Origin of the sequence: Aeromonas sp. QDB54 (genome assembly GCF_027707385.1) — a bacterium.
GTDB lineage: Bacteria > Pseudomonadota > Gammaproteobacteria > Enterobacterales > Aeromonadaceae > Aeromonas > Aeromonas hydrophila.
This window is the reverse complement of record NZ_JAPCIT010000004.1, coordinates 96,324-110,731: the sequence shown is the minus strand read 5'-3', so window position 1 is coordinate 110,731 and position 14,408 is coordinate 96,324. Positions and strand designations below refer to the sequence as shown.

Genomic DNA, 14,408 nt, shown 5'->3' with positions numbered 1-14,408 from the left:
TGATAATTATTTTAATAAATCGCTGATTATCTATTCCGATATGGAGGTTAGCATCTTGGCTGTTGTTGTGAACCCCCAATATGAAGGAACGAACGGATGAAAATGACCAAGGCCCTGCTGGCCTCCTGCCTGTTTATGGCGGCTCCCCTGATGGCAGCCGATTACGACGTCGATGCGGCGCACACCACGGTGCAGTTCAAGGTGGGTCACCTCGGCTTCTCCGAACTGGTGGGCCGTTTCAATACCTTCAGCGGCACCTTCAGCATGGACGACGCCAACCCGGCGGCGGCCAAGGCGAGCTTCGAGATCGATGCCGCCAGCGTGGACTCCAACCACGAGCCGCGCGACAAACACCTGCGCAGCCCCGATTTCCTCGACGTGAAGCAGTTCCCCAAGATGACCTTCGTCAGCTCCGGCTACGAGGGCACCAAGGATAAGGGCGTACTGAAAGGCACCCTGACCCTGCACGGCGTCTCCAAGGAAGTGGCCTTCGAGCTGGTCCACATCGGTGAAGGCAAGGATCCCTGGGGTGGCTACCGCAGCGGCTTCAACGCCACCACCACCATCAAGCGCAGCGACTTTGGCGTGAACTACATGGTGCCGAACATCCCTGACGAGATGAGCATCAATCTGTTCGTCGAAGGCGTGCGCAAGTAATGGGCGCGGCACTCCTGCTGCAAACCCTGGCGGCTCCTTTGGGAGCCGCTTTGCTGTCGTGGCGCTGGCCGCGGCTGGGGTATCTGTGGGGCGCCCTGGCGCTCTGGTTGGTGGGCTGTCTGCTGGGCGGTGCCTACGGGCTGCCGGTCAAGGCGTGGCAGTGGCTGCCACTGACTCTGCTGGTGCCCGCCCTGGCGGCGCAGCTGGCTGACCAGCGGGCGGCACTTGCGCTGTTTGCCGCTCTGGGGGCGCTGGTGTGGTGGCAGGGGCTGGCCTCGGTGCTGGCGAGCGAGCCTGCCATCTGGCTGGCGTTGCTGCCTGCCATCGCCTGGCTGGGATGGACCGGGCTGCGTGGTGACAGCCGTGAGGGGCTCGGCTTTGCCCTCGGCTTCATCTGGCTGGCGCTGGTGATCGGCATCGACGGCAGCCTGCTGATTGCCCAGCTGGCCGGCGCGCTGGCGGCGTTCGCCGGTTTCCGTGCCCTGCTCGGGGCCTTTGCCGGCAGCCAGGTGGCGCCCGCGGCGCTCGGATTGGCGCTGGCCTTTGTGCAGATGCTCGCCTGGCAATACGTGGAAGTGCCGCTGCTGGTGCTGCTGCCGGTCTGGCTGCTGCCGCTGCTGGAGTGGACCTTGCGCAGCAAGCCCTGGATCCAGCGCTGGTTCGTATTGATCCTGCTGGCGGGCGTGGGGGCCGGACTCAGCCTCTGGAAGGTGTGGCCGGAAGCCTCGTTGTACTGATTTTTAGCATAAAAAACAGACAATTAACCCGAAAGTTGCCGACTTCGTCATAGTCTGCACAGATAAAGATTGAGCCCCATAGTGCTTTCAGATAAAAAGGATTTTCAATTATCTGGACACACACAGAACCCGGTCTGACCGGGTTCTGTTTGCCTGCTTGTTTGCGGCGCGCTAAGGAGGCCACAGTTGCGCAGTCAAGGATCTGAGCATCTGTTTTTTCGCCATTTCACCGAGCAGGGACGTCTCGACGGGCTCTGCATCCTGCTGGTTACCCATCTGCTTCCCGATCGCCCCCAGTTTATCCAGGCCCTCGATCAGATCGGGCGGATCGGCGCCATCCTGCCCAAACCCAAGTCGGTGCATGGACCGACCCTGACCTGGGCCCAGCAACACTACCCGGTACTGCCCCTCAATCGCCAGTGGACCAACACCCCGCAGGGGGTGATCGAGCACATAGCCCCGCTGGTGGCGCCCCATGAGCGGCTGATCATCCTCGATATCGGGGGCTATTTCGCCAAGACCCAGGTCACCCTCAGCGAGTATTTCGGCCCCCGTTTCCTCGGGGTGGTGGAGATGACCGAAAACGGCCATCAGCGCTACGAGCAGGAGGTGCTGGCCACCCCGGTCATCTCGGTGGCGCGCAGCCCCCTCAAGCAGGCCGAGGATATCCAGATTGGCCTGAGCGTGGTCTACTCCGCCGAATCCCTGGCCCGCACCCTCAACCGTACCTTCAATGTCTGCCAGGCCGCCCTGTTCGGCTACGGCAAGGTGGGCCGCAGCATCGCCCGCGAGCTCAGGTGCCGCAATCTGCACCTGGAGCTGGTGGAGACCGACGTGCTGCGCCAGGTGGAGGCGCTCTCCCACGGCTTCAAGCTGGTGGGCAAGGCCGAAGCCCTCGGTCGGGCCGAGCTAGTGATCTGCTCCACCGGCAACGGGGCGCTGGACTTGGCGGATCTGCAGCAGCTGCGCCCCGGCACCATGGTCGCCTCGGTCACCTCGGCGGACGACGAGTTTGCGTTCTGCCTCTCACAGCTACCCTGGCCGAGCGAGGAGGTGTGCCCCCACGTGCTGGCACTGACCCGCCCCGACGGCAGCACCATCTTCCTGCTCAACCGGGGCGAGGCGGTCAACTTCGTCCACGGCGCCGTCATCGGCGAATATGTCTATCTGGTGCTGGCGGAGATCATCGAAGGGGTGCGTCAGCTGGCGTTGCAGCCGCTGGCCCCCGGTCTGTTCGACCTGCCGCAGTCGACCATGCGCACCATTGCCCGCCACTGGCTGGCCGACTTCCACGGGGTCGCCCAGTGAGTGCCTTTTTCTTAGCCGCCATTGATGGAGTGACCACATGAGCGACACGACGCTGCCCTCCGCCAAACCCCGCATCGAGATCCGCTACTGCACCCTCTGTCGCTGGATGCTGCGCGCCGCCTGGCTGGCCCAGGAGCTGCTCTCCACCTTCGACAGCGATCTCGGCGAGGTGGCGCTGGTGCCGGCCAGCAAGGGGGAGTTCCGCATCCTGGTGGACGGGGTGCTGGTGTGGGATCGGGTGGCCGACGATGGCTTCCCCGAGGCCAAGGAGATCAAGCAGCGGGTGCGCGATGTCATCGCCCCCGAACGCGACCTGGGCCACGCCGATCGCAAGCCGGCCGCCGAGTAGGCCACAGCATCAATGACAAAGAGAGGGAGGCGCAGGCCTCCCTCTCTCGTTGTGGCGCCCAGTCAACGGTCGGCAGTTGTGCCCGGCTATTCCTCTGCGGGAAGGCCGATATAGCGGGCCCGCTTGTGGGGCTTGAGGCGGCTCACATCCACCCACACCAGGCCGTCGATGCAGTGGTTGAAGTCGGGGTCGATGCCAAAATCCATGAACTGCACGCCGCCCGGCTCGCACAGCTCGGAGTACTGCTTGTAGAGGGTGGGAATGGCGCAACCCAGGTTGTCGAGGCGGGCCTTGAGCTCCTTGAGATCGGCGCCGTAATCCAGCCCGGTAAACAGCGGCGGCGTGGCGGGGTAGGGGCGGCGCGACGGGGCGAGCGCGAGCTCGGGGGCAAAGTGCTGGCGATAGAAGCTCACCAGCAGATCCTTGGCCGCCGCTGGCAGGCTGCCGGAGAGCGACACCGGGCCAAACAGGTAGCGATAGCGGGGATAGCGCGCCAGATAGGCGCCGATGCCGAACCAGAGATAATCGAGCCCCCGCTTGCCCCAGTAGGCGGGCTGGATGAAGCTGCGGCCAAGCTCGATGGCAAGCGCCAGCCTGGGCAGCAATTTCTCTTCAAAGCCGAACAGGGTGTGGCTGTAGAGGCCGCCAAGCCCCTTGCTGGCCAGCAGTTCGGCCACCGGCGCGAAACGGTAGGCACCGATGATCTCGAGCCGGGCTGGATCCCAGAGAATGAGGTGGTGGTAGTCATCGTCGAAGGCGTCGAGATCCCGCCGCCTGCCGGAGCCTTCCCCCACCGCCCGAAAGGCGATTTCCCGCAGGCGCCCCAGTTCGCGCAGGATCACCGAATGGCTCAGCTCGTGGCGCCGGTAGAGGTAGATCCCCTGGCCATCCGGGGTATGGCCGAGCGCCTCGCAGGCGTCGATGGCCTGCTTGAGCTGACGGCGTTCCTCCGGCAGGGCGATGGGGGCCTCGGTGGCCAGCAAACCCCGCTTGCCGCGTCCGATCCGGTAGAGGTGGCTGCGCACCAGCCGGGCCGCGCTCTTGGCGGGCAGCTCCTGCACTCCGCTCACCGGAATGCGGGCGCCGATGGTGACGCCGAGGCGTTTCCCTTGCTGGCGAAACAGCTGCTTGACCAGCAACAGCCCCGCCCAGTCGTTGTGGAGCCAGGCGGCGAGATAGAAGGAGAGGCCATTGCGCCCGTCCAGGTGGATGGGCACCAGCGGGGTGCGGGTGCGCTGGGCCAGCTTGATGAAGCCTGCCTGCCAGGGGCCGTCCTTGACCCCCTTGGGGCCGAGGCGCGACACCTCGCCGGCGGGAAAGATCACCAGCGCCCCTTCGCTCGCCAGGTGTTCCCCCATCGCCAGAATGGCGCGCCGGTCGGTCTTGCCGCTCAGGTTGTCCACCGGCAGCAGCAGGGGGCGCAGCGGTGTCAGCTGGGCCAGCAGCTGATTGGCCACTATCTTGACGTCCGGCCGGATGCGGCCGAGCAGGCGCAGCAGGGCCAGCCCGTCGAGGGAGCCGATGGGGTGGTTGGCGACGATGATGACCCGGCCGCTGGCCGGAATGTGCTCGAGCTGGGCCTCGCTCACCCGGTAGTCGAAGTCGAGCTCGGTCAGCGCCTGCTCGACGAAGTCGAGTCCGCGCAGGTGAGGATGACTCGTGGCAAAGCGTTGAAATGCCTGCTCGTGCAGCAGCCAGCGCAGCCCCTGCCGGAGCAGGGGGCGCAGCAGGCCGTGGGCCGAGAGACGGGGCAGGTGTTGTTGTAGCAGGGCATCGACACTGAACATGGGCTGGGCTCCGATGAGTCGTTGCCCTAGCCTGACGCCCTTCTGTTCCCGCCCCATGGCAGCGGGATGACAGTTTGATGGCAAAGAGGGGCGCCGGTTAACCGGCTCCCCTCTTGGGTCATGGCGGTGACGATGGCCGGTTTAGCCGCGCCAGGCCGAAGTCAGGCGCACCAGCTCCACCAGGGTGGTGACGGCTTTCTCCATGGATTGCAGCGGGATGAACTCGTGCTTGCCGTGGAAGTTGTGGCCGCCGGTAAACAGGTTGGGGCAGGGCAACCCCATAAAGGAGAGCCGCGCCCCGTCGGTACCGCCACGAATGGGTTTGATCCTCGGGGTGACGTCGGCGGCCTGCATGGCGGCCTTGGCCAGCTCGACGATGTGCATGTGTGGCTCGATCTGGCTGCGCATGTTGCGATAGCTGTCGGTCAGGGTGAGCTCGATGCGCGCCCTGGGGGCCTCCAGCTGCAGCGAGGCGACCCGCTCCTTGAGCTGGGCCTTGCGGGCGGCGAAGCCCTCGTCGTCGAAGTCGCGGATGATGTAGTGCAGGCTGGTCTCTTCCACTGTGCCGTTCATCTGGGCCAGGTGGAAGAAGCCCTGATAGCCGTCGGTCGCCTCCGGGGTTTGCTCGGCGGGCATGGCGGCGTGGAAGCGGGCGGCCAGGGTCTGGCTGTTGATCATGCTGCCCTTGGCGGTGCCGGGGTGCACGTTGTTGCCGATAAAGCGCACGGTGGCGCTGGCGGCGTTGAAGTTCTCGTATTCGAGCTCACCCAGCTCGCCGCCGTCTACCGTATAGGCCCATTTGGCCGGGAAGCGGTCCAGCGGGAAGCGGTCGGCGCCGCGCCCTATCTCCTCGTCCGGGGTAAAACCGACCCAGACATCGCCACGGGGGATCTCGGGGTGGGCCAGCAGGTGGTCGATGGCGGTGAGGATCTCGGCGATGCCCGCCTTGTCGTCGGCTCCCAGCAGGGTGCTGCCGTCGGTGGTGATGAGATCCTGCCCCAGGTAGTTTTTCAGGAAGCGGTAGTCGCGAATGGCCAGCACCTCGTCCCCCTTGCCCAGACAGATGTCGCCGCCCTGATAGTTTTCGATGATCTGGGGCACCACGTGCGCCGCCTCGTAGTCGGCGGTATCCATGTGGGCGATGAGGCCGATGGCCGGCGCGTCCGGCTGGTTGCCCGGCAGGCAGGCGGTGAGGTAGCCGTATTGGTCCAGGGTGACCCGGCTCAGCCCCATCTGCTCCATCTCGTCGCACAGGGCGCGGGCGAAGACGAGCTGTCCCTCGCTGCTGGGACAGGCGGGATTGGTCGCATCGGAGCGGGTATGAAAAGTCACGTAACGCAGAAAACGCTCAAGCAAGGTATCCATTGGCAAGCCTCGTACCGGTGGGGAGGGGCCATTGTGGCCAATCTGGCGGCGCGGCTTTTTGCGTCAGCGCAGTTTTTGCCGCATTTTTTGGCGAAGATCTGGCTGTAAACGTGTAAGGTGGTTCAGGCTCTGGTTGTTGATATCAAGCGCAGCATAAAATATCCAATTGCTGACATTTTTAAGCGGCTTGTGATGTGGCTCGGCAGGCGCTCAGTACTGAGGGTGTCGGGGGCGACAACGGATGGCGCAAACCGGCGTTATTTTCAGGGTGGAAAAGAGGGGGTGGACGGACTTGTTCCCCCGCATGCCAGGCCTGCTGGCAGCAAGATTTGATCGCCTTATTAAAAGCAGTTTTTGAACACTATTTTTTATTGTCACCGCTGGCGGTAAGTGTGTACACTCCGCGCCGATCCAAGGGTAACCCTGAGCAGGCAGAGGCCGCCAGACTCCCGGAAGATCAGACGCCTATAGGGCGAGGCACGCAGCAACGACAGACACTGCTAGGGTATGGTTTCTTTAATACCGGTTAGGCTCCGGTATCAGGGAGAACAACGGACACTCAATGTCCAGCTGACCGAGTGAGCCAACGGCTCATCATCTTCCCTTGTCATGGGCGGTCACTGGTGCTGAGCTGGCTGTGGTTGTTGTCGTCTATCAACACGCACGCGTGCTGACGCCTTCGCTTCTCTTCCTTGGAACCTTCCCTTGCTGTCGTGATGGCTGCCGAATGATGAACGGACCGCGTGGCTGATGCTGTCCGTCATCAAAGTACCGCGGCGCTGTTAGTGCAGCACCGCATACCGTTGAGCTTGATGTAAAGCCACCAGCCCCACATCAAGACTCGTTACTTCCCCAAGATCCACCAGGCAGCCTAGGCTTGCCGCGATGTGCAAGGGATGTGACGGAAGGGCCCGAGTCAACCCGCCGCGTAGTGCACGCAGGTTGCAGGAGTCGCCCTTCCCGAGCCGGCAGGCCGCCTCGGCGCGCCGCACCTTGTCATCGATGGTCTGGATGTGATTGAGGGTAACGAAGGCGGCCACCGGCCGCTCATTTGCGAGGCATAGCCCATGACTAACTGGTCCAGCAAGGACTCCTTGAAGGTCTACAACGTTCCCTACTGGGGTGCGGGTTTTTTCAACATCAATGACGCCGGTCATGTGACCGTCGCTCCCGACAAATCACGCCCTGATGCACAGATCGTGCTCTCCGACGCCATCGAACAGTTGCGTCAATCCGGGCTGACCACTCCGGTACTGCTGCGTTTCCCTGACATCCTCAAGAGTCGGGTCGATGCGCTGTTCAACGCCTTCGGTCAGGCCATCGAGAAGTCAGGCTATGAAGGGGACTACCTGTGCGTTTACCCGATCAAGGTAAACCAGCAGCGTCGCGTCATCGAGACCATCAGCCAGTCCTACAGCGACAAGCCCCGGCTTGGCCTGGAAGCTGGTTCCAAACCGGAACTGCTGGCCGTGCTGTCCCATCACCATGAGCAAGGCTCGGTGATCGTCTGCAACGGTTACAAAGACCGCGAATATATCCGCCACGCCCTGCTGGGCAACCTGATGGGCCACAAGGTCTACATCGTGGTGGAGAAGCCCTCCGAGCTGGAAATGGTGCTGGACGAGTCAGCTCGTCTCAACATCAAACCCAACATCGGGGTGCGTGCCAAGCTCGCTTCCACCGGCTCCGGTATGTGGGAATCGAGCGGCGGCTCCATGTCCAAATTCGGTCTCTCCGCCTCCCAGATCCTGGCGCTGATCGAGCGTCTGCGCGGGCTGGGTAAGCTGGACTGCCTGCAACTGCTGCACTTCCACCTGGGTTCCCAGATCGCCAACATCCGCGACATCCAGGGCGGCATCCGCGAGTGCGGCCGTTTCTACGCCGAACTGCGTCGCCTCGGTGCCAACATCGAAGTGGTTGACGTCGGTGGCGGCCTGGGGGTGGACTACGAGGGAACCCGTTCCCAGAGCCACTGCTCCGCCAACTACAGCCTCTCCGAGTACGCCAACAACGTGGTGTGGGGCATCGGCGATGTCTGCCGCGAGTTCGACCTGCCGCACCCGACCATCATCAGCGAGTCTGGCCGTGCCCTGACCGCTCACCACGCCGTGCTGGTTACCAACATCATTGGTGCCGAAGGGGTGGAGATGAACGACATTAGCGCACCGGACGACGATGCGCCCACCATTCTGCAGAACATGTGGAAAGGCTGGCTGGACCTGCGCAGCGAAGATCCCTCTCTGCTGGAGATCTTCCACGACTCGGTGGCAGACCTGGGTGACGTCAATACCCAGTACACCATGGGCCTGTTGAACCTGGAGCAACGCGCCTGGGCCGAGATGCTGCACCAGAACACCTGTCTGGCGCTCAAAGAGCTGCTCAACCCGGTCAACCGCAACCACCGCGCGCTGGCTGACGAGCTCTCCGAGAAACTGGCTGACAAGTGCTTTGCCAACTTCTCCCTGTTCCAGTCCCTGCCGGATGCCTGGGGTATCGGTCAGGTGTTCCCGGTGATGCCGCTGGCCGGTCTCGAGCGTCCGCTCACCCGCCGCGGCATCCTGATGGACATCACCTGTGACTCCGACGGTCAGGTCGAGCACTACGTCGACGGTCTGGGGGTCGAGAGCACCCTGCCGATGCCGGTCTATGGCGAGAACGAAGAGTGCCACGTCGGCTTCTTCCTGGTCGGTGCCTATCAGGAGATCCTGGGGGATCTGCACAACCTGTTCGGTGACACCCACTGCGCGGAAGTGTGGCTCGATGATGAAGGCAAGATGGACATTCGCAACGTGGTGCGCGGCGACACCGTCGATCAGTTGCTGCGTTACGTCAACATCGACCCGTCCGTCATCCGCGAGAACTACCAGCGCATCGTCTCCCACCCGGCGCTGGACGACGCGACCCGCAAGGCCCTGCTCGACGAGCTGGAGCTGGGTCTGCAAGGCTACGCCTACCTGGAAGACGAATAAGCCTGAGGCTTGTTCACCCGCCCCGCGAGACCACGTGGCGCGGAGATAAAAAAACGGCGCCTGCGGGCGCCGTTTTTGTTGCGCACGATCCGCCGCAGCAGGCGCTGGCGGAGTGAGTCTTGGGCTGGGGGCGGCTGGCGGATGTCGGTTTTGGGCCCCATGGGCCGCAGATCCGGCAGATATCCGGGGCGGCCGTCGCTTCCCTTGATCTGCATCAAGTTTGCAGTGGCCGGGTTATCTTACGGTCAGAGTGATGTTGAGGGGATGTAACAAAAGGATGTGCGTATGGAACTTGAAAGGGACCCGAGATGCTACACCGACGTCTGTATCGACGGTAAGTGGTATCACTACGATCACTGCAGCACCCACGTCTACATGCTGATGGGGGGCGCAGCGCCGAGCCTGCAGTTGGCCTATGAGCCCAGCAGCGAAGAGGAGCTTATCGAGATGCTCCGCCAGCTCGCCCGCTGCTGAACTACATTGCCAGCATTGCCTGCGGCCATCGGCAGCTTGCCGATGGCCGCACTTCATTTATCTGCTCAATTGCCCTGCTTCTGCCCCAGCAGTCCCTTGCCGAGCGCCTGCACAGCAATGGCCGCGGCGTAACCGGCGTCCGACTTGCCTATCTCATCGGCCACGTAGAGGAAGTTGGAGCGATACTTCTCCACCGCCTCGCGCGGGTTGGCCGCGTCGATGAAATCTTCTTCCACCTCGAACCCCTGTGCCAGCAGCGCCTCTTTCTCGGGCAGGAAGGTGGGGGAGGCCATGTCGATAAAGGTGTGCTGCTGCCGGTTGGAGGCCGGGATAGAGAAAAACTGGTACTTCGCCATTTGCGATACCTCGCCTGAACTTGTGTGTCGTGATGCGAGCTTCCTCTCGTCGAACTTTTGTCGAACTGCCTCTCGGGCATCGAACTGATCCCCGGGCCTGTGGCAGGCAAAAAGGTAACGTTCGAATCTTGTTGTGGCTAAAGATTACCCCGCTTTCTCCTCAGCGCACAATGGGTCGTCGATACTTTTTTCGCCAAGAAAAACAATGTTGCCCGATCGTCTGAATTGGCAAAAAAAACCAGCCCCGGCAGGGGGCTGGCATAGGTGACGGGCGCTGGCTCAGAGTACGAAGCTTTGCACCATGGCACGCAGCTGCTCGGTGAGCTGGTGGATCTGGCGGGCGGCGTCGCGGGCGGCGTTGGCCACCTGCAGCGCCTCGTCGCTGCCATCGGAGATGCGCACCACGTTGCGCTCTATTTCGTTGACCACGGCGCCCTGCTGCTCGATGGCGCTGGCGATCACCGAGTTGGTGTCGACCATGCTGCCTACCCGCTCGGTGATGGCGCCAAAGGCATGCTGAGCCTCCTGGGCCAGACCAACCCCCTCCTGTGCCTCGCGGCTGGCGGCGGACATGGCGCTGACCGAGGCGCGGGCGCCGGTTTGCAACTGCTCGATCATCTGCTGGATCTCGACCGTGGCCCCCTGAGTGCGGTTGGCCAGCGAGCGCACCTCGTCGGCCACTACCGCAAAGCCGCGCCCCTGCTCGCCGGCGCGGGCCGCCTCGATGGCGGCGTTGAGGGCCAGCAGGTTGGTCTGCTCGGCGATGCCGCGGATCACCCCGATGACGCCACCAATCTGGCTGCACTGCTGCTCCAGCTGGCCGATGGTCTCGGCGGTGCGCAGCACCTCGCGGTTGATGTGGTCGATGGCCTTGATGGTACGCTCGACCACCGCCTCGCCCTGACCCACCACGGCCTGCGCCTCCTGGGTCATGCGGGCGGCCTGCTGGGCGTTGCCTGCCATGTCGTGGGAGGTGGCGGCCAGCTCCTTGATGGCGGTGGCCACCTGATGGGTCTCCCCTTGCTGATCGGCGATCACCTCCTGGGAGCGGCAGGTCCGCGCTTCGATTTCGGTGGCGCTCTCCACCACGCTGACGCCGTTCTCCCGCACCCGCAGCATCAGGGTGCGCAGGGTCTGCAGGGTCACGTTGTAATCCCGGCTGATGGCGGCCAGCTCATCCTGGCCGACGATCTCGATCTGCTGGCTGAGATCCTGGGCGTTGACCCGGGCGGCGATCTCCCGCACCCGGCCCACGGTGCCGCGCAAGGAGAGATAGGCGCCGATCATCAGGTAGAGATAGACCAGCAGGATGGCGGTCAGCGGCCCGGTCACCCACCAGAAGTGGCGCTGGTTGGCGGTCATGCGCTGGTGCAGATCTGCCTCCAGCCGCTGGCGCACCTGGCCCGCCAGCGCCGTGATGGCGGCATCCAGCCCATCCCCCAGCGCCAGCACCTCCTTGCTGGAGAGCTGCACCTGCTGATCCTTCATCATCTTGTTCTCCAGGGTATCGACCCCCTGATGGGCCTGCTGCAGCAGGGCGTCGGTCTGCTGGCCCAGTTCGCTGCGATAGGCGGGCGCCATCTCATAGAGCAGGGTCAGGTCGGCCTCCAGCTCCTGCAGGGTGGCGTTGATGAGGTCGAGGCGAAAGCGCAGGGCGCTGTAGCCCTGGGCCTGAAACAGGCCGAAGTCGGCGATGGTGGCGGCTCTGTCCCGCACCTGGGCCAGCAGATCGCGCAGCTGCGGCAGCCGCTCGCTGGCGAGCACCACCATGTAGTAGGTGCCGAGCGCGGGATCCTGCACCAGGCTGCTGGCGGCGGTGATGCTCTTGTAGAGGTGGCGTACCTCGGTCAGCAGCTTGTCGTGGCGCAGGTTGCTCTGATCCACCTCGAGCCCCAGCGCCTCGTTTTGCAGGCTGGACCACTCCTGGGCGAGGGTATCGAACACGGGGTTTTGCTGTTTGGTGGCGGCAAAGGCGGCCAGGCTCGCATCGACGGCCCGGGCCGCGGCCTTGACCTCCTCCTCGCCGACCGGGTTCTGTTCATAGCCGTGCCGGGTGACCAGGTTGCGATGGGTCAGCAGGGCCTGCTCGATGGCGGGCAGCGGCGCCAGCTTGACCACGCCGGCCAGCTCCTTGCGGGCCTGGGCGTTGTCGTCCTGCAGCCGACCCAGCAGGTTGGTCATGCTGTAGGCGAGCGGCAGCAGCATCAGGCAGGACCAGAGCAAAAACTTGTACTTGAAGGAGAGCTGATTGCCGAGCCGGATGGCGGGCGTGAATATCCATTTCATATGAAGCCTCGGGCCCCGACGGGGCGTGTAGCGGGATGGCTGGATATTACTCCTCACCGGGTGGCTCGGCTGGGGGCGGGGTGGAAGTTGTGATCCCCTTGGCTTTTTCCCGTGGAGAGGGGGCTGAATGGGTCAGAAAAACGGGCCACCCTCAGGGTGGCCCGTCGCCGATCGGAGAAGGTCGCGACTCAGTTGAACGCCAGGAAGGGCGAGACGCAGAGCAGCAGGCCGGTGACGATGATGATGTAGAGGGAGACTCCCTTGTACTTGTGCAGCGCCGGCACCTGATAGACCAGGTAGGCCGGGATGAGGCACCCCACCATGCCGAAGATGGGGCTGCAGATGGAGGTGAAGCTCAGCACCGGGGCATTGAGCACGATGGCCCCCCAGGAGAGCAGCACGGTGAACAGCATGATGCCCTTGCCCACCAGCCCCTTGTTGATGCGATCTTCCGGCATCACCCGGCGCTGCAGGTTCATCGCCAGCCCCTGGCAGGCTTCACGAAAGCCGAGATAGACGCCGAAGTAGGCGGTCATCACCGCGAAGATGTTGAGGGTGAGGCTGAGCAGCTTGAGGGTCTGGCCCGGCATGCCCTGGGCCACCATGGCCAGCGCCGAGATGTTCTCTTCGGAGGCCTTGACCGCCTGCTCGTGGCCCATGGCGAGGGTGAAGGAGACGGCGTAGAAGAACACCACCACGAACAGGATGCCAAAGGCGATGTTCATGGCTCGCATCGCTTTGAAGCGGGCCACTTCCAGGGATTTTTCCCGCGAGCGGTAGGAGATCACCATGGGGCTCAGGCTCTGGATGAAGAGAATGGAGGTGAGGGTGAAGGGGAGCATGACGATGGCATCCTTCAGCCAGTCACCGGTGGCCGGCATGGCGGTGATGTTGGCGGCATCCCACTTGCTCACCATCATCAGACCGAGCACCGCCACCACGCTGATCTTGGTCAGCACCATGAAGGTGGAGATCTTGAACAGCAGGTTCTCGCCGCGCGAGGCCAGCGCCACCAGGGCGCAGATCAGCACCAGGCCGTAGAAGGGATTCTCGGAGAGCAGTTGCTGGGTGACCCCGAAGCTTTGCAGGAAGGAGGCGCTGTCATTGGTGATGGCGGTGGAGTAGACGAACACCCAGATCACCAGCATCACGAAGTAGAGGGCGCCGAGCAGCACGCCCCAGTTCTTGCCGAGGTAGCCGCTGATGACGCTGGGGTAGTCCTTGCACTCGGGCGAGGTGGCCAGGGTATTGATGAAGAGGCGCTGGAACATGTACATGGCCGGGTAGCCGATCACCGCCGACAGCAGAAACACCCACAGCCCCATCAATCCCACCTGCACCGGCAGGAAGACGATCCCCGCCCCGATGGCCATGCCGATGCTCATGATGACCCAGCCCCAGTCGGTGCTGTCAAAACGAACCGCTTCTTTCCATTCCAGCGTGCCCATCACGGGCCGGGTGAGTGTCGTACTGTGCGCGTCCATAAAATACCTTGTTTTTGTAGGGGTAAAAATCAGGCGCAAATATAGTTGAATAAAAAGCGGCAAAACAATGCTTTTTATCGCTCTTCTACCTAAAGAGGGAGACAGATCACGCTTTCAATTTGCGTCTACTACCGAATTTATCGCTGTTTTTGCAGGTTTTAGTTGAATGGAATGCCTAATAAGCAAATAATGTTGAACAAGACGAGACTATTGATTGCAAAAATAATTGCATTTTAAGGAGTGGCGATATGAAAAAGATCATCGTGGCGGATGCCGCACCCGATGCCATCGGTCCCTACAGCCATGGCACTGCCTATGGCGACCTCATCTTTACCTCCGGCCAGCTGCCGGTGTGCAAACAGCAGGGCGGCGTGGTGGAAGGGGGCATCGAAGCCCAGAGCCGTCAGGCGCTGGAGAACCTCAAGCATGTCTTGGAAGCCGCCGGCGGCAACCTGGATACCGTGCTCAAGACCACCTGTTATCTCGCCGAGATCAGTGATTTTGCCGCGTTCAACGAGGTTTATAAACGCTATTTCCTGAAAGATTGCCCGGCCCGCAGCTGCTTTGCCGTGAAGGATCTGCCGATGGGTGTCAGGGTGGAAGTGGAAGCGATCGCTCACATCGCTGGTTAATGTT

The 14,408-nt window shown here is 62.9% G+C and carries 13 protein-coding genes; 7 read left to right on the top strand and 6 right to left on the bottom strand.

Annotated elements, in window-relative coordinates; all coding sequences use genetic code 11:
• Positions 1 to 96 precede the first annotated feature (96 nt).
• The 4 genes from PG881_RS05350 (at position 97) to PG881_RS05335 (ending at position 3,051) form a co-directional block, all read left to right on the top strand.
• Positions 97 to 657 carry a YceI family protein gene (locus tag PG881_RS05350; protein ID WP_029303418.1) on the top strand — a complete coding sequence of 187 codons (561 nt, stop codon included), beginning with the start codon at positions 97 to 99 and terminating at the stop codon, positions 655 to 657.
• On the top strand, positions 657 to 1,394 hold the full coding sequence (locus tag PG881_RS05345) for a hypothetical protein (RefSeq protein WP_270798460.1): 738 nt from the start codon (positions 657 to 659) through the stop codon (positions 1,392 to 1,394). The genes PG881_RS05350 and PG881_RS05345 overlap by 1 nt, the downstream gene beginning before the upstream one ends.
• 186 nt (positions 1,395 to 1,580) lie before the next feature.
• Positions 1,581 to 2,702 (top strand): adenosylhomocysteinase, encoded by a 1,122-nt coding sequence (locus tag PG881_RS05340; RefSeq protein WP_226033293.1) that lies wholly within the window; start codon positions 1,581 to 1,583, stop codon positions 2,700 to 2,702.
• Between the two features lie 37 nt (positions 2,703 to 2,739).
• Positions 2,740 to 3,051, top strand: a complete 312-nt coding sequence (locus tag PG881_RS05335; protein ID WP_270798455.1) for a SelT/SelW/SelH family protein — start codon at positions 2,740 to 2,742, stop codon at positions 3,049 to 3,051.
• A gap of 86 nt (positions 3,052 to 3,137) precedes the next feature.
• Here the strand turns inward: PG881_RS05335 and PG881_RS05330 are convergent, their stop codons facing one another.
• The 3 genes from PG881_RS05330 to PG881_RS05320 all read right to left on the bottom strand — a co-directional run bounded on the left by PG881_RS05330 (position 3,138) and on the right by PG881_RS05320 (position 7,243).
• Positions 3,138 to 4,838 carry a lysophospholipid acyltransferase family protein gene (locus PG881_RS05330; RefSeq protein WP_270798453.1) on the bottom strand — a complete coding sequence of 567 codons (1,701 nt, stop codon included), beginning with the start codon at positions 4,836 to 4,838 and terminating at the stop codon, positions 3,138 to 3,140.
• Between the two features lie 141 nt (positions 4,839 to 4,979).
• Positions 4,980 to 6,203: a peptidase T gene (pepT, locus tag PG881_RS05325; protein ID WP_270798451.1), complete on the bottom strand. Its 1,224-nt coding sequence runs from the start codon at positions 6,201 to 6,203 to the stop codon at positions 4,980 to 4,982.
• A 782-nt stretch (positions 6,204 to 6,985) separates the two neighbouring features.
• Entirely contained in the window at positions 6,986 to 7,243 is a 258-nt protein-coding gene (locus PG881_RS05320) for a hypothetical protein (RefSeq protein WP_270798449.1), read from the bottom strand.
• Positions 7,244 to 7,270: 27 nt separating this feature from the next.
• Between PG881_RS05320 and speA the strand changes: the two genes are divergently transcribed.
• Positions 7,271 to 9,172: a biosynthetic arginine decarboxylase gene (gene speA / locus PG881_RS05315; RefSeq protein WP_024943754.1), complete on the top strand. Its 1,902-nt coding sequence runs from the start codon at positions 7,271 to 7,273 to the stop codon at positions 9,170 to 9,172.
• A 285-nt stretch (positions 9,173 to 9,457) separates the two neighbouring features.
• Positions 9,458 to 9,646, top strand: a complete 189-nt coding sequence (locus tag PG881_RS05310; RefSeq protein ID WP_011705509.1) for a hypothetical protein — start codon at positions 9,458 to 9,460, stop codon at positions 9,644 to 9,646.
• 65 nt (positions 9,647 to 9,711) lie between these two features.
• On the opposite strand, the gene PG881_RS05305 is transcribed toward PG881_RS05310, so the two are convergent.
• From PG881_RS05305 to PG881_RS05295, 3 genes are all read right to left on the bottom strand, one after another.
• Positions 9,712 to 10,002 (bottom strand): hypothetical protein, encoded by a 291-nt coding sequence (locus PG881_RS05305; RefSeq protein WP_270798447.1) that lies wholly within the window; start codon positions 10,000 to 10,002, stop codon positions 9,712 to 9,714.
• Positions 10,003 to 10,281: 279 nt separating this feature from the next.
• Entirely contained in the window at positions 10,282 to 12,288 is a 2,007-nt protein-coding gene (locus PG881_RS05300; RefSeq protein ID WP_270798445.1) for a methyl-accepting chemotaxis protein, read from the bottom strand.
• Positions 12,289 to 12,476: 188 nt separating this feature from the next.
• Positions 12,477 to 13,772, bottom strand: a complete 1,296-nt coding sequence (locus PG881_RS05295; RefSeq protein ID WP_270798443.1) for an aromatic amino acid transport family protein — start codon at positions 13,770 to 13,772, stop codon at positions 12,477 to 12,479.
• A gap of 248 nt (positions 13,773 to 14,020) precedes the next feature.
• Here PG881_RS05295 and PG881_RS05290 point away from each other — a divergent pair, with 248 nt between their 5' ends.
• Positions 14,021 to 14,404: a Rid family detoxifying hydrolase gene (locus PG881_RS05290; RefSeq protein WP_005299455.1), complete on the top strand. Its 384-nt coding sequence runs from the start codon at positions 14,021 to 14,023 to the stop codon at positions 14,402 to 14,404.
• Positions 14,405 to 14,408 lie beyond the last annotated feature (4 nt).